General features: G+C 73.2%; 16 protein-coding genes and 1 tRNA gene. 12 read left to right on the top strand and 5 right to left on the bottom strand.

Annotation, left to right across the window (positions count from 1 at the left end; translation table 11 throughout):
* The first annotated feature begins 33 nt into the window (after nt 1–33).
* Together AB6L24_RS21235 and AB6L24_RS21230 are read left to right on the top strand one after the other, a co-directional pair.
* Nucleotides 34–107: transfer RNA gene (locus AB6L24_RS21235), tRNA-Ala, on the top strand.
* A 123-nt stretch (nt 108–230) separates the two neighbouring features.
* A complete protein-coding gene (locus tag AB6L24_RS21230; protein ID WP_405657468.1) occupies nt 231–1079 on the top strand; it encodes an arylamine N-acetyltransferase in 849 nt (282 codons plus the stop codon).
* A 31-nt stretch (nt 1080–1110) separates the two neighbouring features.
* Here the strand turns inward: AB6L24_RS21230 and AB6L24_RS21225 are convergent, their stop codons facing one another.
* Complete coding sequence (locus AB6L24_RS21225; RefSeq protein ID WP_405657467.1) at nt 1111–2052, bottom strand: sigma-70 family RNA polymerase sigma factor; 942 nt, start codon at nt 2050–2052, stop codon at nt 1111–1113.
* 77 nt (nt 2053–2129) lie between these two features.
* On the opposite strand from AB6L24_RS21225, the gene AB6L24_RS21220 reads away from it, so the two are divergent.
* Genes AB6L24_RS21220 through AB6L24_RS21210 form a run of 3 tightly spaced genes read left to right on the top strand, consistent with a single transcriptional unit; the run spans nt 2130 to nt 4623 of the window.
* On the top strand, nt 2130–2882 hold the full coding sequence (locus AB6L24_RS21220) for an FMN-dependent NADH-azoreductase (RefSeq protein WP_405657465.1): 753 nt from the start codon (nt 2130–2132) through the stop codon (nt 2880–2882).
* 28 nt (nt 2883–2910) lie between these two features.
* On the top strand, nt 2911–3378 hold the full coding sequence (locus AB6L24_RS21215) for a hypothetical protein (protein ID WP_405657464.1): 468 nt from the start codon (nt 2911–2913) through the stop codon (nt 3376–3378).
* Between the two features lie 6 nt (nt 3379–3384).
* Nucleotides 3385–4623, top strand: a complete 1239-nt coding sequence (locus AB6L24_RS21210; protein WP_405657463.1) for an ATP-binding protein — start codon at nt 3385–3387, stop codon at nt 4621–4623.
* A gap of 131 nt (nt 4624–4754) precedes the next feature.
* On the opposite strand, the gene AB6L24_RS21205 is transcribed toward AB6L24_RS21210, so the two are convergent.
* Nucleotides 4755–5234, bottom strand: coding sequence for a GNAT family N-acetyltransferase (locus tag AB6L24_RS21205; protein WP_405657462.1), 480 nt, complete (start codon nt 5232–5234; stop codon nt 4755–4757).
* Nucleotides 5235–5317: 83 nt separating this feature from the next.
* Between AB6L24_RS21205 and AB6L24_RS21200 the strand changes: the two genes are divergently transcribed.
* A complete protein-coding gene (locus AB6L24_RS21200) occupies nt 5318–6109 on the top strand; it encodes an exodeoxyribonuclease III (RefSeq protein ID WP_405657460.1) in 792 nt (263 codons plus the stop codon).
* 180 nt (nt 6110–6289) lie between these two features.
* Nucleotides 6290–7372, top strand: a complete 1083-nt coding sequence (locus AB6L24_RS21195) for a DUF6528 family protein (RefSeq protein ID WP_405657459.1) — start codon at nt 6290–6292, stop codon at nt 7370–7372.
* Nucleotides 7373–7420: 48 nt separating this feature from the next.
* On the opposite strand, the gene AB6L24_RS21190 is transcribed toward AB6L24_RS21195, so the two are convergent.
* The gene (locus AB6L24_RS21190; protein WP_405663203.1) at nt 7421–8092 is read right to left on the bottom strand and encodes a MerR family transcriptional regulator; all 672 of its coding nucleotides are present in this window, start codon (nt 8090–8092) and stop codon (nt 7421–7423) included.
* A gap of 207 nt (nt 8093–8299) precedes the next feature.
* Between AB6L24_RS21190 and AB6L24_RS21185 the strand changes: the two genes are divergently transcribed.
* From AB6L24_RS21185 to AB6L24_RS21175, 3 genes are read left to right on the top strand one after another with little or no spacing between them, the layout of a single operon-like run.
* Nucleotides 8300–9850: a flavin-containing monooxygenase gene (locus AB6L24_RS21185; protein ID WP_405657458.1), complete on the top strand. Its 1551-nt coding sequence runs from the start codon at nt 8300–8302 to the stop codon at nt 9848–9850.
* Nucleotides 9847–10806 (top strand): alpha/beta fold hydrolase, encoded by a 960-nt coding sequence (locus AB6L24_RS21180; protein ID WP_405657457.1) that lies wholly within the window; start codon nt 9847–9849, stop codon nt 10804–10806. The genes AB6L24_RS21185 and AB6L24_RS21180 overlap by 4 nt, the downstream gene beginning before the upstream one ends.
* Nucleotides 10803–11681, top strand: coding sequence for an SDR family oxidoreductase (locus AB6L24_RS21175; RefSeq protein WP_405657455.1), 879 nt, complete (start codon nt 10803–10805; stop codon nt 11679–11681). The genes AB6L24_RS21180 and AB6L24_RS21175 overlap by 4 nt, the downstream gene beginning before the upstream one ends.
* A gap of 72 nt (nt 11682–11753) precedes the next feature.
* On the opposite strand, the gene AB6L24_RS21170 is transcribed toward AB6L24_RS21175, so the two are convergent.
* Both AB6L24_RS21170 and AB6L24_RS21165 read right to left on the bottom strand, forming a co-directional pair.
* On the bottom strand, nt 11754–11972 hold the full coding sequence (locus AB6L24_RS21170) for a hypothetical protein (RefSeq protein ID WP_405657453.1): 219 nt from the start codon (nt 11970–11972) through the stop codon (nt 11754–11756).
* Between the two features lie 114 nt (nt 11973–12086).
* Nucleotides 12087–15455, bottom strand: a complete 3369-nt coding sequence (locus tag AB6L24_RS21165) for a S41 family peptidase (RefSeq protein WP_405657452.1) — start codon at nt 15453–15455, stop codon at nt 12087–12089.
* A 244-nt stretch (nt 15456–15699) separates the two neighbouring features.
* Here AB6L24_RS21165 and AB6L24_RS21160 point away from each other — a divergent pair, with 244 nt between their 5' ends.
* Entirely contained in the window at nt 15700–16293 is a 594-nt protein-coding gene (locus AB6L24_RS21160) for a TetR/AcrR family transcriptional regulator (RefSeq protein ID WP_380845587.1), read from the top strand.
* Between the two features lie 158 nt (nt 16294–16451).
* On the top strand, nt 16452–18728 hold the full coding sequence (locus tag AB6L24_RS21155) for an MMPL family transporter (protein WP_405657450.1): 2277 nt from the start codon (nt 16452–16454) through the stop codon (nt 18726–18728).

Raw genomic sequence — 18728 nt, 5'->3', positions numbered from 1 at the left:
CGGATGGGGATGCTAGAGTTTCACTCGTTGCAAGGGCCTGTGGCGCAGTCCGGTAGCGCACCTCGTTCGCATCGAGGGGGCCAGGGGTTCAAATCCCCTCAGGTCCACTGCACAAGGAGATCCCGTCCGATCGAAAGATCGGGCGGGATCTTCTCGTTGTGTCCTGTGTACGTCGGCCAAGCATCCTGCCTGCGTCGGCAATTGACGTGATGACACAAGGAGACCCCCGCATGTGGAACGGCGACGCACTCGACCTCGACGCCTATCTGGCGCGCCTCGGGCACGAAGGGGACCGCTCGCCCTCGCTCGCGACGCTGCGCGCCCTGCACCGGGCGCATGTGCTCTCCGTTCGCTGGGAGAACATCGAGGCGGTGCTCCGCAAGTACCGGCCGCTTGACCTGGAGTCCGTCCAGGCCAAGCTGATCGGCTCCCGCCGCGGCGGGACCTGCTTCGAGCACGTCACCCTGTACGCGGCCGCCCTGGAACGCCTCGGCTTCCGGTTCGTCGTGGTGCAGGGGCGGGTGCAGATGGGCGAGACGAAGATCAGGCCCGAGACGCACGCCGCGGTGATCGTGGATCTTGACGGGAAGCGCTGGCTCAGTGACGTCGGGTTCGGGGCCAGCCCGCTGGAGCCCATCGAGGTGACCGACGCGACGGACGTGAACGACGGCACCTGGGCGTACCGGCTGCGGCGCCAGGAGGTCACGCCCGGTGCCGACGGCTGGGCGCTCTACCAGCCCGCGGGCAAGGGTCGTCCCGACAACTCCGGCGACGGCTGGACGGTCCGGCACACCTTCACGCTCCACCCGCAGTACCCCACCGACCTGCGCGTCACCAACCACTTCGGCGCCAGCAGCCGCCACTCGGCCTTCAGCGACCGCGTCTTCGTGCAGCGCCTGCACCCGGACCGGCTGCACCTCCTGGACAACCGGCAGCTGACCACGGTCACGCCGGGGCGGCCCGGCCCGCCGGAGAGCCGGGAGCTCCAGGCGCGCGAGGTGCCCCAGGTGCTCGCCGACGTCTTCGGGATCGAGCTGTCGGCCGAGGACGCCGAACTCCTGCTGCCCAAGCTGGTCTGAGGCGACTTCTCCTTTCCGGGGCGCCCGGCCGTCAGTCCGGGAGTACGGCGAGCGTCAGGCCGCGCAGCCGCGACGGCGCCGAGACGACCTCGTACGACGTGATCCTGCCCGCGCGCACCGTGACGGTGAGGGCGAGCAGGAGGCGGCCGCGCGGGGCGACGACGATGCCGGGGATGCCGTCGAGGAGGAGCACGGCCGCGTGCCGGGCGTTGCGGGTGAGCAGGACCGTCTCGCGGGCCACCGCGTCGGCGCCGTGGATCTCGGCGGCCGTGCCCGGCGGGAGCGCCGCCGGGTCGGCGCGGCGGACCACGTCCGGGGCGAGAACCGACAGGAGGGCGCCGAGGTCGCCGCCGCGGGCCGCGGCGAGGAAGGCCTCGACGGCCCGCCGGTGCCCGGCCGGGTCCGGCTCGGGGACGGCCGGGTCCGCCTGCGGGACGGCCGGGGTGCCGCGCACCTTGCCGCGGGCGCGGCTCGCCAGCTTCTTCGCGGCCGCCGGTGAGCGCTCCACGATGGCCGCGATCCGGTCGAAGGGCACGGCGAAGGAGTCGTGCAGCACGAAGGCGACCCGCTCCGCCGGGCCCAGCGTGGCGAGGACCACGAGCAGGGCGCGGCCCACCGACTCGATCAGGAGCGCCTCCTCCTCGGGGGTGTGCGCGTCGGCGGCGGCGATGTGGTCGGGGACCCGGCCGCCGACGAAGTCCTCACGGCGGGAGCCGCGGGTGCGGAGCATGTCCAGGCAGACGCGGGAGACGACGGTCGTCAGCCAGGCCGGCAGGTTCTCCACCGGCCCGGGGCCACCGGCGGCCGGATCGGGGCGCCCGGGGGCGTGCGCGGCCGTGCGGCTCAGGCGCAGCCAGGTCTCCTGCACCGCGTCGTCCGCCTCGTGCAGCGAGCCGAGCATGCGGTACGCGACGCCCCGCAGCCGCCCGCGCTGCGCCTCGAAGCGGTCCGCCAGTGCGGCCGGCTCGTCCATCGGTCACCTTTCCCTCGCGTGCTCCGTCACCTCCTTGACGTACCGGACCACAGGGATGTGACAGGAGATGAGCCGACGTGAGCGACGTGAGCGACTTGGGTGACGCGGAGGGCGTCAGGGGCGGGCTGCTGCATCTGGACTCCGGCGCCGACCGGCGCGCGCAGTCCGTGACGCGGGCGCTGGGCGGGCTGTTCGCGCGGAGCTGGCGGGAGCGGTACGGGGACGCCGGGTACCGGCACCGGGACCTGGCCGCCGAGCCGGTGCCCCCGCTGGGGTCCGGCTATGTCGCGCTCGGGACGCGCGCGGAGCGGCAGGGCGTCCTGCCGCTCGCGAAGGTGGCCGCGCTGGCCGAGGGCGCCGACGAGGAGCGGGAGTGGGCGCTGACGCTGCCGCTGGTCGAGGAGGTGCGGGCGGCGGGGACCCTGCTGCTCGGGGTGCCCATGTACAACTTCGGGGTGCCCGCGGCGCTGAAGGCGTGGATCGACCGGGTGTCGTTCCCGGGGGCGTACACCGACCCGGACAGCGGGCGGTCGTTGCTCGGCGGGACGCGGGTCGTGGTCGTCGCCGCGTGCGGCGGGGGCTACGGGCCCGGGACGCCCCGCGAGAGCTGCGACTTCCAGGTGCCCTATCTGCGGGCGTTGATCGGGCAGCTCGGGGTGCCCGAGGAGGAGCTGCACGTCGTGCGGGCCGAGCTGACGCGGGCCGGGGACATCGCCGCGATCGCCCCGTTCAAGGACCTCGCGGTGGACTCGCTCGCGGCGGCTCGGACGGCCCTCGCCGAGCTCGCCGTACGTCCTCACGGCGGGCATCCGGACGCTCTCCACATGTGAGAAATGCCCTGATCGCTACATTTGAGGCATGTGGAGCCGCCCCGGCAGGACCGTCGCCGCCGTCTGCGGCACGGCCCTGACGGCCGCGCTCTGCGGCGGCTGCGCCGAGCACGGCGGCCTGTACGTGGAGGGGCCCGCGCTGCGACCCTCGCGGATCAGCGGGCCCGTGTACGTCGCGGACGCGCTCGGCTCGCCGCTGCAGAAACCGGCCGTCATCGGGCTCACCGACGACGTCGCGATGTCCTCGCTGCGCTGGAAGGGCTGGGGCGGGCCCACCGCGCGCGCCACCGGGAGGCTGAGCGGCACCTGGTGTCTGCCCGGGTGCTCGCGGGAGCCGTACGCCGCGACCCTGACGCTCAGCGGGGTCGAGCGGCAGGACGCGGCCGCGTACGCCTACCGGCGGGCGACCGTCGAACCGGAGCGGCCCGAGGCGCTGCCGCCCGCCGCGGTGAACGTGCAGTTCCAGGGGATCCGGCTGATGGTCCCGGAGTTCTGAGCCGCCATGGGCCTGCGGACGAAGATCGGGATCGCCATCGCGGGCACGGCCGCCGTGGTGTCGGTCGTGATCGGTCTGCTCGTGCACCACCGGACGGTCGAGGCGCAGTACGCGAGCGCCCGCAGCCAGGCCAGGGACCGGCTGCAGACCGCCGTCCAGGACCACGCCGCCGGGATCGACGGCGACCGCACGCTGATCGACCCGCCCGATCTGCCGCGGCCCCTCGCCGACGCCGTGCGGCGGGGCAAGTGGGGCAGCTATCTCGACTGGAGCGGGAAGGTGCCGCAGATGTGGGCGGCCAGCGTGTACCGCGACGAGGTCGTCGCCCTGAAGCGGCCCTACGAGCGGGAGGCCGAGACCGTCCGCGACCTCGACCGGGTGCTGTGGATCTCCGGCGCCATCGGGACCGCGCTCGCCTGTGTCGCCGGGCTGCTCGTCGCCACCCGGCTGGGGCGGCGGCTCACCGCGTCCGCGGACACCGCGCAGCGCATCGCCGACGGGGACCTGACCGCGCGCCTGCCGCTGCGCGGCCAGGACGAGATCACCAGGCTGACCGCCGCCGTGAACACCATGGCCGACGCGCTCGCCGGGCGGCTGCGGGCCGAGCGCGAGGTCACCGCCAACATCGCGCACGAGCTGCGGACGCCGGTCGCGGGGATGGTCACCGCCGCCGGTCTTCTGCCGCCCGGGCGGCCCGCCGAGCTGGTGCGGGAGTCCGCCGCGCGGTTGCGGGAGCTGGTCGACGACGTGATCGAGGTGGCGCGGCTCGACGGCGCGGGGGAGGAGGTGCGGGGCGAGGTGTGCGGGGTGGGGGAGGTGGTGCGGCGGGCTGTCGCGGGGGTCCGGGCGGTCCCCGGGGGTGCCGACGGTGCTCTGCACGGGGTGCGGGTGGAGGTGGTGCGGGACGCCTCGGTCGAGACCGATCCTCGGCGGGTGGAGCGGATCGTGGTCAACCTCGTCAGCAATGCGCTGCGGCATGGGCGGGCGCCGGTGGTGGTGGAGGTCGACGGGGGTGTGGTGCGGGTGCGGGATGCCGGGGACGGGTTTCCGGAGGGGTTGCTCGCGGGTGGGCCCCAGCGGTTCCGCACGGGGGCGGAGGGGACCGGGCTGGGGCTCGGGCTCACGATCGCGGTGGGGCAGGCGGAGGTGCTGGGGGCTTCTTTGCGGTTCGCCAATCCGGCGGCGGGTGGGGCGCTGGTGGAGCTGGACCTCACGGAGGCCCTGGTCCGAGTGGACGCCGACTGACGGTCACCCTCGGCCTGGGCTGTGCCCACCCTCCCCCAAGCTCTCGGCTTCGCTCGAGCAGGGGGGACCCCCACCGCCCTCTGGGCGGACCAGCTGCCCACAGCGGAACCAACTGGCAAGGGAGCCGGGCCCTAGCGCAGCGGCTTCGCGAAGCAGAGGCTCAGCGGGGTGTCGCGGTAGTAGCCGAACTTGGGGCAGGGCTCGTAGGCGGTCGAGGTGTAGAGGGCTATGGCCTCGGGCTGCTTGGTGCCGGTTTCGAGGACCATGCGGGTGCGGCCCGCCTCGCGGGCGTCGGACTCCAGGGCCGCGAGGATGCGGCGGGCGAGGCCGAGGCCCCGGGCCTCCGGGGTGACGTACATGCGCTTGATCTCGGCGTCCCCGTCGGAGTACCCCTCGCCGTTGGTGTCCATCGCGCGCCAGCCGCCCGTGGCCAGCGGGGTGCCCGCGTCGTCGTACGCGATGAGGTACAGGCCGTACGGCGGCTTGAACATGGCCGCGTCCAGCGGGGTCGCGTCGCCCTCGTCGCCGTAGCGCTCGGCGTATTCGAGCTGGACGCGGTCGTTGAGCTTGACGGCGTCCGGGTGGTCGAAGGCGACAGAATGTATGTTCATGCTCTCCATCGTACTTCTATGCAGGGCCAAGGGGGCGGCGACGGGATTCCGGGCGCCTACCAGTGTGCCGGTATCGTGCCGGGATGCTCACAGTGACCAGCGTGAATGTGAACGGCCTGCGTGCCGCCGCCAAGAAGGGCTTCGTGGAGTGGCTCGCCGGGACCGGCGCGGACGTGCTGTGTCTGCAGGAGGTGCGGGCCGAGCCGCAGCAGCTGCCGGACGAGGTCAGGGACCCGGAGGGCTGGTACGTCACGCACGCCCCGGCCGCCGCGAAGGGCCGCGCGGGGGTGTCGCTGTACACGCGGCGCGAGCCGGAGCGGGTGCGGGTGGGCTTCGGCTCCGAGGAGTTCGACGGCAGCGGGCGGTACGTGGAGGCCGACCTGCCGGGCGTCACCGTCGCGAGCCTGTACCTGCCCTCGGGCGAGGTCGGCACCGAGCGGCAGGACGAGAAGGTCCGGTTCATGGGGGAGTTCCTCACGTACCTGAAGGACCTCAAGGCGCGGGCCGCCGCCGACGGGCGTGAGGTCCTGGTGTGTGGCGACTGGAACATCGCCCACCAGGAGGCCGACCTCAAGAACTGGAAGGGCAACAAGAAGAACTCCGGCTTCCTGCCCGAGGAGCGGGCCTGGATGGGGGAGGTCTTCGAGGAGTTCGGCGACGACGTGATGCGCGCGCTGCACCCGGACGTCGAGGGCCCCTACTCCTGGTGGTCCTACCGCGGCCGCGCCTTCGACAACGACACGGGCTGGCGCATCGACTACCACGTGGCGACGCCGGGCCTCGCCGGGCGCGCCGTCAAGGGCCACGTGGAGCGGGCCGCCACGCACGCCGAGCGCTGGTCGGACCACGCGCCGGTCACCGTCGTCTACGAGTAGGCCGCTGGGCGTAGGCCGCCGGGCGACCGGCCAGGAGGGGGACGGCCGGAGACCGGCGGGCGAAGTCGTGGCCAAAAGTCCGGCAGAGGACTGTCCCGGCCGCCGCGTGGCGTGACAGATTGCGGTCGCGCTCGTCGTTCATGATGGGCGCGCCAACTGTCGCCCGCGCGGGGGTACTTCATGTCTGCTGGTCTTTCCGGAGGTCTTTCCAGGGGTCTTTCCAGACGAGGGCTGCTGACCGGCGCCGCGGGCGCGGTGGCGGGCGCGGGGCTCGCGGGGGCGCTGCCCGCGCCCGCGTCGGCCGCGGCGTCCGCGTCCGCTCCGTACGTCACCGGCCCAGGCGTCCCGCCCGGCACCCCGCCCGTCCTCGTCACCGAGCAGGCGACCAAGCGCCTCCTCCTGCTCGACCCGCGCCGCCGCGTCTGGGACCCGGCCGCCGAACCGGGCGTAGTGCGCTGGCAGTTCTCGCCGCTCGGCGACCCCCGCTACCGGGACCTCCAGCCCGAGGCCAGCTGGGTGTACCCGTGCGAGGCGAAGGTGCGCCTGCACCGCAAGCGGACCCTCGTGCTGACCACGGCGTCGTTCGGGTTCGTGGCCGCCGTCGAGTACCCGACGGGGCGGCGCTACTGGGGCGCCGCGCTCGGCCCCGGCGACGACCTCTTCAACCCGCACAGCGCGGAGATCCTGCCGGACGGCAACGTCGCGGTGGCGTGCAGCTCCGGCGCGCTCGTGCGGTTGTACGCCGCCTCGCTCGGCCCCGACGCCACGCGGTACGCCGAGGACCGCCTGAAGGGCGCGCACGGGCTGCACTGGGACCGCGCCCGCCGGGTGCTGTGGGCGCTCGGCGACGACGACCTGGTGGCGTACGCGGTCGGCGGCACCCCCGCGCGGCCCACGCTGACGCGGACGTCCGTGACCCCGCTGCCGGTCGCCGTGCCGGGGAAGACCGCGGGCGGGCACGACCTGTTCCCCGTCGCGGGCAGGCCGGGGCGGCTGTGGGTGACGACGAACGCGGGCGTGTTCCAGTACGACCGGCGCCAGGGCACCTTCGTCCGCGACTACCCGGGCCACGAGCTGATCGACCGGGCGTCGGTGAAGGCCGTCGGCAACGACCCGCGCACCGGGCAGGTCCTCAGCACCGTGCCGGAGAAGGGCCTCGAAGAGACCTGGTGGACCACGAAGGTGGGCGTGCACCGACCCACGGGGACGTACACGCTGGTCAACGGGGGGATCTACAAGGCGCGTTGGTGGCTGCCGCGCTGAATCCGGGCCAGGTGGGCCCCGGCCTGCCGGGCCCCGGTCGGCCCACCTCTACCCGGCCGAGCCCCGCGCACCCGCACCCGCGTCCTCGTCCGGCTTCTCGCCCGCGAGCCGCCGGTCGAGGGCCAGCGAAAGCTCCGCCTCCACCACGGCCTTGGCGACGGGCCGCAGCATCTCGACGCTGACGTCCGCGTCGTCGGGGGCGTGCGTGCGGACGACCGTCAGGAACAACTCAGCCAGCGCGTCGGAGTGTTCGCGCACGCGCCGGCCCGCCTCCAGGACCGCGGCGAGCGGGATGCCCTTGCGCACCAGGGTGGTCGAGGCGTCCAGGAGGCGGCGGCTGATGTGGACGATCTCGTCGCCGTCGGTGCCGAGATAGCCGAGGTCCAGGGCCGCCGACAGGTTCTCCGGGGTGACCTCGCCCGCGAACCGGTCGGCCAGCTCCTCCGGGGTGAGGCGGACCGGGGTCTCCTCCGACGGGCCGTCCATGCCGAGGAGTTCGGCCACGTCCCGGCCCTGCTCGAAGGCCTCGGCCAGCTCCGCGATGCCGTTCAGGGTGTGGCCGCGCTCCAGGAGTGCGGCGATGGTGCGCAGGCGGGCCAGGTGGTGCTCGTCGTACCAGGCGATGCGGCCCTCGCGGCGCGGTGGCGGGATCAGACCGCGCTCGCGGTAGAAGCGGACGGTGCGCACGGTGATGCCGGCCTCCTTGGCCAGCTCCTCCATGCGGAACTCGCGTAGGTCCGCCGCCGCTGCCGGGTCTCCCGTGTGATCTGCCACGTGAGCAGCCTATGTCGGGACGGCCGCCCCGCGCCGGGGTCGTACCGCCGGTAACTTTCTCGCTCCCGACCCCTACCCATGAGTACGAGCCTGTTCTACGCTCCCCATTGCGCCAGTACTTACTGGCAGAGTCACACCTCGGGAGGCGTCGGCATGGCCGGGAGCGAACGTGTGGAACACGTGCGGGTGGCGGTGATCGGGTCCGGGTTCGGCGGGATCGGGGCCGCCGTCCGGCTGCGCAGGGAGGGCGTCACCGACTTCGTCGTCCTGGAGCGGGCCGGTGCGGTCGGCGGCACCTGGCGGGACAACAGCTACCCGGGCTGCGCCTGCGACGTGCCGTCCCACCTGTACTCGTTCTCGTTCGCGCCGAACCCGGACTGGCCGCGCACCTTCTCCGGGCAGGAGCACATCTGGGACTACCTGGAGCGGGTCGCGGACACCTTCCGGCTGCGCCCGCACATCCGCCTCGACACCGAGGTCCTGAAGCTGACCTGGGACGCCGACGAGCTGCGTTGGCTGATCGAGACCAGCACTGGAAAGCTCACCGCCGACGTCGTGGTCTCCGCCACCGGACCGCTCTCCGACCCCAAGACGCCCGACATCCCGGGCCTGGACACCTTCCCCGGCAAGGTCTTCCACTCCGCGCGCTGGGACCACGACTACGACCTGCGCGGCAAGCGCGTCGCCATGGTCGGCACCGGGGCCTCCGCGATCCAGATCGTGCCGGAGATCCAGCGGGACGTACAAAGGCTCACGCTGTTCCAGCGCACCCCGCCGTGGGTCCTGCCGCGCGCCGACCGGGCCATCAGCGGCGTCGAGCGCTGGCTGCACCGGCAGTTGCCGTTCACCACGCAGGCCCGACGGGGCCTCCTGTGGGGCATCCGCGAACTCCAGGTGCAGGCCTTCACCAAGCGGCCCGACGAACTCGGCCTGATCGAGCGCATCGCCAAGCGGAACATGGAGCGGTCCGTCAAGGACCCGGCGCTGCGGGCCAAGCTGACGCCGACGTACCGCATCGGCTGCAAGCGGATCCTGCTCTCCAACGCCTACTACCCGGCGCTCGCCAAGCCCAACGTCGACGTCGTCGCCAGCGGCCTCAGCGAGGTGCGCGGGTCCACCGTCGTGGCCGCCGACGGCACCGAGGCCGAGGTCGACGCGATCGTCTTCGGCACCGGCTTCCACGTCACGGACATGCCGATCGCCGAGCGCGTCGTCGGCGCGGAAGGGCAGACGCTGATGGAGTCCTGGAAGGACGGCATGAAGTCGCTGCGCGGCGCCACCGCCGCGGGCTTCCCGAACTTCTTCACCGTCATCGGCCCGAACACCGGCCTCGGCAACTCCTCGATGATCCTCATGATCGAGTCCCAGCTGAACTACCTCGCCGACTACATGCGGCAGTTGAACACCATCGGCGGCCGCACCGCCATCGCCCCGCGCACCACCGCCGTCGACGCCTGGAACCACCGCGTCCAGGAACGCATGAAGCGCACCGTCTGGAACACCGGCGGCTGCACCAGCTGGTACCTGGACGACAACGGCGTCAACACCACCGTCTGGCCCGGCACGACGACGGAGTTCCGCACCGCCACGCGCCGCGTCGACCTCTCCGAGTACGAGGTCACGCGCGCCCCCGAACGGGAGGCGGAGCCCCGGCCGCGCACCGCCCGCAAGGGCAGGCAGGCGAAGGCGAGGGCCACCGCATGAGCAGGCTCACCCACGTCCGCGGCGGCCCCTACGCCCCGCCGGTGCCCGCGCACGAGCTGACCGCGGTGTCCGCCGACGGCGCGCGGATCCACGTCGAGGTGCACGGCGCCGAGCACGCGCCCGCCGTCGTCCTCGTGCACGGCTGGACCTGCTCCACGGCGTTCTGGGCGGCGCAGATCCGGGCGCTCGCGGGCTCGTACCGAGTGATCGCCTACGACCAGCGCGGGCACGGCCGCACCGAAGCGCCCCTGGAGGCCGCCGGTTACGGCACCCGGGCCCTCGCCGACGACCTGGAGGCCGTGCTCGCCGCGACCCTCGCCCCCGGCGAACCGGCCGTCCTCGCCGGTCACTCCATGGGCGGCATGACGCTGATGGCGGCGGCCGACCGGCCCGGGGTGCGCGAGCACGCGGCCGCGGTGCTCCTGTGCAGCACGGGCAGCTCGCGGCTCGTCGCCGAGTCGACGGTCCTGCCGCTGCGCGCGGGCGGCCTGCGGACCCGGCTCACCCGCCGCGTGCTCGGCGCGCGGGCGCCCCTCGGGCCCGTGACGCCGCTGGCCCGGCGGGTCCTCAAGTACGCCACGATGGGTCCCGGTTCGGCGCCCGAGCGGGTCGAGGCGTGCGCGCGGATCGTGCACTCCTGCCCGCGCGTGGTGCGCTACCGCTGGGCGCACGTCCTGGACGAGCTGCACCTGGACGCCGGGGTGGCCGCCCTGAGCGCGCCCACGGCGGTGCTCGCGGGCACCGCCGACCGGCTCACCCCCGTCGGGCAGGCCCGCCGGATCGCGGCCGCGCTGCCGCACTGCCTCGGCCTGACCGAGCTGACCGGCGTCGGGCACATGACGCCGGTGGAGGCACCGGAAGCGGTGACCCGAAGGATCACGGAACTGGCCGAGGCCCATGTCGTACGACAGCCCGTGCGGGAGTCCGCGCGGCAGCACCAGAGGGAGGGCGCGTGAGCAAGGTCAGCCTGGAAGGACAGGTCGCGGTCGTCACGGGGGCCGCGCGCGGAGTCGGTGAACTCCTCGCCCGCAAGCTGTCGGCGCGCGGCGCGCACGTGGCGCTCGTCGGCCTCGAACCCGACGAGCTGAAGCAGGTCGCCGCCCGGCTGCACGGCGATGCGGCGTACTGGCACGCCGACGTCACCGACCACGAGGCGATGGCGCGGGTGGCCCAGGAGGTCAAGGAGCGGTTCGGGAAGGTCGACATCGTCGTCGCCAACGCCGGGGTGGCGAGCGCGGGTCCCTTCCTCGGCTCCGACCCCGTGGCCTGGCGGCGGGTCATCGAGGTCAACCTGATCGGCAGCGCGGTGACGGCCCGGGCGTTCCTGCCCGTGCTCATGGAGAGCCGCGGCTATCTCCTCCAGATCGCCTCGCTGGCCGCGCTGACGCCCGCGCCGATGATGACCGCGTACTGCGCGTCCAAGTCGGGCGTGGAGGCGTACGCGCACGCCCTGCGCGCCGAGGTCGGCTACAAGGGCGTCAAGGTCGGCGTCGGCTATCTGTCCTGGACGGACACCGACATGGTGCGCGGCGCCGACCAGGACGACGTGATGCGGGAGCTGCGGTCGCGGCTGCCGTGGCCGTCCAACAAGACGTATCCGCTCGGGCCCGCCGTCGACCGGATCGTCGCCGGGATCGAGCGGCGCTCGGCGCACGTGTACGCGCAGTGGTGGCTGCGGGGCATGCAGGGCGTGCGGCCGTACCTGCCGGGGCTCATCGCGTCCGTCGGGCAGCGGGAGATGCGGCGGTTCGAGCCGCGGCTCGGGGAGGTCACGACGGGTCTGCTCGGGGAGGGCGGCTCGGCGGACGCGGCGGCGCACGCGGAGCGTTAGCACGCGAAACGGGGCTCACCCGGACTTCCGGGTGAGCCCCGTTCGCGTTCCGCTCACGGACAGGGGCGCCGACTAGGCGTCGTAGTCCCGCTTGAGGCGGTCCTCGGCCTCCTGCTGAGCGTCGTCCAGGGACTCCTGGGGCCGCTGGGAGCGCTCACCGGCGGACTGCTGGGAGCGCTCACCGGCCTGCGAGGCGCGGTCGCTCGCCTCGCCCTTGCCGCGGCGCATGGCGTCCTGCGCCTTGTCGGAGAGGTCCCGCGCCTTGTCCTCGAACTGGTCCTTGATGCCCATGCTGGTCACTCCCGTTGTGGGTGAGGGGATTGGGCCTCGACCAGCCTCACACGGCGGCACGGGCGGCGCATTTCGATCACTCACCCTCAGTGATACGCCCCGTTCAGCGCCGCCTCAGGCGTCCCGCGGCGGCAGCTTCGGGCGCCTGCGGTCCGGCACGTCCGCGTAGCCCGGGGGCACCGCCGCCGGGCGCAGCGCGAGCAGGTCGAGGGCGACGCGCACCGCGTCGTCGAGCTGGGCGTGCCGCCCCTCCGCCCAGTCCAACGGCGTGCGCAGGACGGCGAGATCGGGCTCCACGCCGTGGTTCTCCACGGACCAGCCGTAGCCGTCGAACCAGGCCGCGTTCATCGGCACCGTGATGACCGTGCCGTCGCCGAGCGTGTGCCGCCCGGTCATCCCGACCACCCCGCCCCAGGTCCGCTGGCCCACCACGGGCCCGAGGCCGAGGAGCTTGAACACGGCCGTGATCATGTCGCCGTCGGAGGAGGTCGCCTCGTCGGCGAGGGCGACGACCGGGCCCCGGGGCGCGTTGGAGGCGTACGACACCGGCTGGGCGTCCCGGGTGAGGTCCCAGCCGAGGATCTTGCGGGTCAGCTTCTCCACGACCAGCTCGCTGATGTGGCCGCCCGCGTTGCCGCGCACGTCCACGAGGAGCGCGGGCAGCGACACTTCGAGGCGCAGGTCCCGGTTGAACTGCGCCCAGCCGGAGCCGCCCATGTCGGGGATGTGCAGATAGCCGCACTGGCCGTCGCTCAACTCCCGCACGACCTCACGCCGTTTGGCCACCCAGTCCTGGTACCGCAGCGGCCGTTCGTTGACGAGCGGCACGATCGCGACCCGGCGTGAGCGCCCTTCCCCTGCCGCGGGCAGGAACGTCAGCTCCACCGTGGTGCCGCCCGCCGCCGCGAGCAGCGGGTAGGGCCCGGTCACCGGGTCGACGGGCCGCCCGTCGACGTGGGTGAGGACGGCGCCCTCGCGGATCCCGGCTCCGGCGAGCGGCGAGCGCGCCTTGGAGTCGGAGGACTCGCCCGGCAGGATCCGCTTGACCACCCAGCCCTCGTCCCTGCGCACCAGGTTGGCGCCGAGCAGCCCCATCGCCCGCTGGTAGTGCGGCGGCCCCTCGTTGCGCCGGGCCGCGCTGACGTACGCGTGCGAGGTGCCGAGTTCGCCGAGGACCTCCCGGAGCAGGTCGGCGAACTCGTCGGGGGACGCGACGCGCTCCACGAGGGGGCGGTACTGGTCGAGGACGCCGTCCCAGTCGATGCCGCACATGTCCGGCTCCCAGAACAGGGCGCGGATGAGGCGGCCCGCCTCGTCGAAGGACTGCCGCCACTCGGCGGCCGGGTCGACGTCGTGCAGGATGCGGCGCAGGTCGAGCCAGACGGTGCTGTCGCTGTCGCCGGACTCGGTGGACGGCACGGCCCGCAGGTCGCCCTCGTCCACCACGACGAGCCGGGAGCCGTCCCCGCTGGTCGCGAACCAGTCGAGGTGGTCGACGAGTTCGGACTTCTTGGCCTTGGTGATGTTGAAGTACTCCAGGGTCGGACGGCCCGAGGTGTCGGCGGGGTTGGCGAAGGTCTCGCCGAGCGCGCCCGAGATCGGCCAGCGCAGCCACACCAGGCCGCCGCCGCTCACCGGGCACAGCGCCGAGTACTTCGACGCCGCCACCGGGAACGGCGTCACCCTGCTCGCCAGGCCCTCCGCCTCCACCGTCACCGTCCCGTCGCCGGAGCCGTCGTCCCCCGCGCCGTCCGCGTCCGGGTCGAGCCCGCCCGCCGCGGGCCGCCCGTCGGGCAGCAGCGCGAACGGCGAGGGCGTCGCCGACGACAGGGGTACGAGGTAGGGGCGGCAGCCGAGCGGGAAGGACAGGTCGCCGGTGTGCACGTCGTAGACGGGGTCGAAGCCGCGCCAGGAGAGGAAGGCCAGATAGCGGCCGTCCCGGGTGAACACCGGGTTCTCGTCCTCGAAGCGGCCGTTGGTGACGTCGATGACCGTACGCGCGCCGGGGCCGGCGATCCGGGCCAGCTTGATCTTCCGCAGGGACCGGCCGATGCCGGGGTGGGACCAGGTGAGCCAGGCGCCGTCCGGCGAGAAGGCGAGGTCGCGGACGGGGCCGTTGAGGGACCGGATCAGCTCCGTGACCTCGCCGTCCGGGCTCTCGGCGGCCGCGTCCCCGCTGTCAGAGCCGTCAGGGCCGTCAGGGCCGTCCGGTCCGTCCGCGCCCTCGCCGGCCGCCTCGTCGTCGGGCACCGTGACCAGGAGCAGCCGCCCGTCGTGCGAGGCGATGGCGAGCCGCTCCCCGTCCGGGTCGGACACCAGCTCCTGCACCCGCCCGAGCTGCCCGCCCGCCAGCCTGCGCGGCTCCCGGGCGCCGCTGGCCCGGGGCAGATAGGCGATCTCGATCGCGTCCTCGCCCTCGGCGTCGGTGACGTACGCGACCTGCCCGCCCGTGCCCAGCATCTCCGGCAGCCGCACCCGCACGCCCGGGGTGTCGGCGATGGTGCGGGCGGGGCCGTCGCGGTGGGTCAGCCAGTACAGGCTGCCGCGCACGACGACGGCGCTGGCGCGGCCCGTGGTGTCCACCGAGAGCGCGTCGACGTGCTGCGCCGCGGGCACCTGGTACGTCCGCCGCCCCGCGCGGGGGCCGCCGATCTCGACCTCGACCCGGCGCGGCTCACAGTCGGCGGCCAGGTCGTCCACCAGCCAGATCTCGCCCGCGCACTGGTAGACGACGCGGGTGCCGTCGCTGGCGGCGTGCCGGGCGTAGAAGGCGTCGTGGTCGGTGTGGCGGCGCAGGTCGGTGCCGTCGGGGCGGCAGGAGTACAGGTTCCCCACGCCCTCGTGGTCGGAGAGGAACGCGACCCGCCCGGACACGAACATCGGCGCGTCCAGATGCCCCCCGAGGTCCGCGAGCAGCCGTTCGCCGTGCAGCCAGAGGCGGCCCGTCGCGCCGCCCCGGTAGCGCTTCCAGGCGGCGGGCTCGTGCGGCGGCTTGCCGGTCAGGAGCAGGGTGCGGCGCTCGCCGTCGCCCTCGCCGTCGAGCACGGCGATGTCGTGCACCGGGCCCCAGGGGAGCTTGCCGCCGGGGGAGCCGTCGGTGGGGACGCTGTAGGCCCAGCAGAAGTAGGAGAAGGGCTGGCCGTGCGAGGAGACGGCGAGGATGTCGCCGTCCGGGGTCCAGCCGCAGACGCGGGTGTCGGTGGAGCCCCAGTAGGTCAGCCGCCGTGCGGGGCCGCCGTCCACCGGCGCCAGATGGATCTCGGGGTCCAGGCTGCGCCAGCTCGTGTACGCGAGGTGACTGCCGTCGGGGCTGAAGCGGGGGTGCCCCACCTTGGTGCGGTCCGCCGTGATGCGCCAGGCCCGGGCGGGTGGGGTGCCCTCGGGGGCGAGGGAGGTCACCCAGAGGTCGTCCTCGGCTACGAAGCAGAGTCGGTCGCCGCTGACGTGGGGGAAGCGGAGGTACGCCTGAGTCTTCTGGGTCACCTCCCCATGCTTTTCCTCGCCGTCGGGCTTCGGCAACTTATGGGGCTTCGCCCCTTTCCCCCCTGTTGGCGCTTCGCGCCTCGTCCTCAAGCGCCGGACGGGCTGGAATGTGGCGCTCGGGGCTCGTTCTCGGGTGCGGACCGGTTGAGGGTGTGTGGTCCAAGACACGTACGAAACCGTTTCGTTTCGTTAGTTGGTCCCGTAGAGTAATCCGCGTCGCAGTGGAATCGGGAAGGAGTCGGCCATGACCGAAGTGGCAGCGTCGCCGCGGCGGAGCCGGATCTCGCCCGAGCGGGAGGCGGAGCTGTACGAGGCGGTCCTCGACCTGTTGCGCGAGGTCGGGTACGACGGGCTGACGATGGACGCGATCGCCACCCGCACCCGGTCCAGCAAGGCCACGCTCTACCGCCAGTGGGGCGGCAAGGCGGAGCTGGTGGCGCGGGCGCTGAGGCACAACAAGCCCGCGTCCATGGCGGACATCGACACGGGGTCCCTGCGCGGGGACTTCATGAAGATGGTCACCCTCCAGGACGACTGCCAGATGGAGCAGGACCAGGCGCTGATGCGAGGCCTGTTCCACGCCATCCACGACAACCCCGAACTGCACAAGGCGCTCCGGCAGTTGCTCATCGAGCCCGAGATCACCGGTCTCGACGAACTGCTGCGCCGCGCCGTCGCCCGGGGCGAGATCGCCGCCGACAACCCGGCGCTGGAGTACGTCATCCACATGCTGGTCGGCGGCTTCGTCGCCCGGGACCTGGTCGAGGAACGCCCCGCCGACCAGGAGTTCCTCCGCAGTTACATCAACGCCGTGATCCTCCCCGCCCTCGGCGTCTGACGCTCACCTGACGGGGACTCCCCGCAGTCGCACCCGCGGCCACACCACCACCTGACGCGCCCCCGCTCACGTCGTCGGGCCGATCACCCCTGCCCCTCGGGCCGATCACCCCTGCCCAGAAGCCATCAGCCACCACGACCTGACCGGGAGTACTCCCCGTGGCCACATTCCTGTACAAACTAGGCCGACTCGCCTTCCGGCGACGGCACTTCGTCGCCCTGATCTGGGTCGCCCTGCTCACCCTCGCGGGTGTCGGCGCGGCGTCCGCGCCCACCGCGGCCTCCAGTTCGTTCTCGATCCCGGGCACGGAGGCGCAGAAGGCCTTCGACCTGCTGGACGAGCGCGCGCCCGAGGCCAGCGCGGACGGCGCGAACGCCCGGGTCGTGTTCAAGGCTCCGGCCGGCGAGAAGGTCACCGACCCGGCCAACAAGGCCGAGATCCTCAAGACGGTCTCCGCGCTCAAGTCCGGCTCGGACCAGGTCGCTTCGGCCGCCGACCCGTTCGCCGCCAAGGCGGTCTCCAAGGACGGCACGACGGCGTACGCCTCCGTGACGTACAAGGTCACCTCCATGGAGCTGACCGACGGCAGCAGGGACGCGCTGGAGAAGACCACCGACGAGGCGCGCGACGGCGGCATGACCGTCGAGGTCGGCGGTGACGCGCTGCAGGCCATGCCGCACACCGGCGCCACGGAGATCATCGGCATCGCGGTCGCGGCCGTGGTCCTCGTCATCACCTTCGGCTCGCTGGTCTCGGCCGGTCTGCCGCTGCTCACCGCGCTCATCGGCGTCGGCATCGGCGTCTCCTCGATCGCCGCGCTCGCCAGCGCCCTCGACCTGGGCACGACCACGTCGACGCTGGCCATGATGATCGGCCTCGCCGTCGGCATCGACTACGCGCTGTTCATCGTCTCGCGCTACCGCGCCGAACTCGCCGAGGGCCGCGAGCGCGAGGACGCCGCGGGCCGCGCCGTCGGCACGGCCGGGTCGGCCGTCGTCTTCGCCGGTCTGACCGTCGTGATCGCGCTTGTCGGGCTCGCCGTGGTCAACATCCCGATGCTCACCAAGATGGGCTTCGCCGCGGCCGGGACCGTCGCCATCGCCGTCCTGATCGCGCTCACGATGATCCCGGCGCTGCTCGGGTACGCGGGCAGGAAGGTCACGCCGACGGGCGAGAAGGGGAGGCTGTTCGGCGGTCGCAAGAAGGCCGCCGCGGCCGGTCCGGCCCGGGTGAACGCCTCGTCCGAGGGGAACGCCCCGGCCAAGGGCGGTGCCCCCGCCAAGGAGAACCTCGGCACCCGCTGGGCCCGCTTCGTCGTCCGGCGCCCCGTCGCCGTCCTGCTGCTCGGCGTGCTCGGCCTCGGCGCCGCCGCCCTGCCGGTCTCGCAGCTCGAACTCGGCCTGCCCGACGACGGCGCGCAGCCCACGTCCACGACCCAGCGCAAGGCCTACGACCTGATCGCGGACGGCTTCGGGCCCGGCTTCAACGGCCCGCTGATGGTGGTCACCGACCTCAAGGGCGTCGACGACGCCAAGGGCGAGGCGGTCGCCGTACAGAAGAAGATCTCGGGCCTCGACGACGTGCTCACGGTCAGCCCGCCGCAGTTCAACAAGGCCGGCGACACCGCGATGGTCAGCGTCGTGCCGTCGTCCAAGCCCAGCGGCACCGAGACCGAGGACCTGGTGCACGCGATCCGCGGCGAGGCCAAGGACGTCAGGGCCGACAGCGGCGCCGAGGTCATGGTCACCGGCACCACGGCCATGAACATCGACGTCTCGGAGAAGCTCAACGACGCCCTGCTGCCCTACCTCGCGCTGGTGGTGGGCCTCGCGTTCCTGCTCCTGATCGTCGTCTTCCGCTCGGTCCTCGTCCCGCTCAAGGCGGCCCTCGGCTTCCTGCTGTCGGTGCTCGCCGCGCTCGGCGCCGTGGTCGCGGTCTTCCAGTGGGGCTGGCTCGGCGGCCTTTTCGGCGTCGAGCAGACCGGGCCGATCATGAGCATGATGCCGATCTTCATGGTGGGTGTGGTCTTCGGCCTCGCGATGGACTACGAGGTGTTCCTCGTGACCCGGATGCGGGAGGCGTACGTCCACGGCGAGAGCCCGCACGAGGCGATCGTCACCGGGTTCAAGCACGGGGCGCGGGTCGTCTCCGCGGCGGCGGTCATCATGATCGCGGTGTTCGCCGGGTTCATCGGCTCCAGCGAGCAGATGGTCAAGATGATCGGCTTCGGCCTCGCCATCGCCGTCTTCTTCGACGCGTTCATCGTGCGCATGGCGCTTGTCCCGGCCGTCCTCGCGCTGCTCGGCCGCAAGGCCTGGTGGCTGCCGAGGTGGCTGGACCGCTCGCTGCCGAACGTGGACGTCGAGGGCGAGGGGCTGCGCACCCCGGCCGACCAGGCCGACCCCGACGAGAAGCGGGAGCTCGTCCGCGTCTGA

The sequence above is a fragment of the Streptomyces sp. RK9 genome (genome assembly GCF_045070545.1).
Lineage (GTDB): Bacteria > Actinomycetota > Actinomycetes > Streptomycetales > Streptomycetaceae > Streptomyces > Streptomyces alboflavus.
This window is presented reverse-complemented; position numbering and strand designations above follow the sequence as displayed.

Excerpts from the sequence above, each read along its gene's own strand:
- AB6L24_RS21200 (WP_405657460.1), top strand. The coding sequence starts at position 5,318 with ATGCTCACAGTGACCAGCGTGAATGTGAACGGCCTGCGTGCCGCCGCC.
- AB6L24_RS21190 (WP_405663203.1), bottom strand. The coding sequence starts at position 8,092 with ATGGAGGAGCTGGCCAAGGAGGCCGGCATCACCGTGCGCACCGTCCGC.
- AB6L24_RS21195 (WP_405657459.1), top strand. The coding sequence starts at position 6,290 with ATGTCTGCTGGTCTTTCCGGAGGTCTTTCCAGGGGTCTTTCCAGACGA.
- AB6L24_RS21170 (WP_405657453.1), bottom strand. The coding sequence starts at position 11,972 with ATGGGCATCAAGGACCAGTTCGAGGACAAGGCGCGGGACCTCTCCGAC.
- AB6L24_RS21230 (WP_405657468.1), top strand. The coding sequence starts at position 231 with ATGTGGAACGGCGACGCACTCGACCTCGACGCCTATCTGGCGCGCCTC.
- AB6L24_RS21225 (WP_405657467.1), bottom strand. The coding sequence starts at position 2,052 with ATGGACGAGCCGGCCGCACTGGCGGACCGCTTCGAGGCGCAGCGCGGG.
- AB6L24_RS21160 (WP_380845587.1), top strand. The coding sequence starts at position 15,700 with ATGACCGAAGTGGCAGCGTCGCCGCGGCGGAGCCGGATCTCGCCCGAG.
- AB6L24_RS21205 (WP_405657462.1), bottom strand. The coding sequence starts at position 5,234 with ATGAACATACATTCTGTCGCCTTCGACCACCCGGACGCCGTCAAGCTC.
- AB6L24_RS21215 (WP_405657464.1), top strand. The coding sequence starts at position 2,911 with ATGTGGAGCCGCCCCGGCAGGACCGTCGCCGCCGTCTGCGGCACGGCC.
- AB6L24_RS21210 (WP_405657463.1), top strand. The coding sequence starts at position 3,385 with ATGGGCCTGCGGACGAAGATCGGGATCGCCATCGCGGGCACGGCCGCC.
- AB6L24_RS21180 (WP_405657457.1), top strand. The coding sequence starts at position 9,847 with ATGAGCAGGCTCACCCACGTCCGCGGCGGCCCCTACGCCCCGCCGGTG.
- AB6L24_RS21185 (WP_405657458.1), top strand. The coding sequence starts at position 8,300 with ATGGCCGGGAGCGAACGTGTGGAACACGTGCGGGTGGCGGTGATCGGG.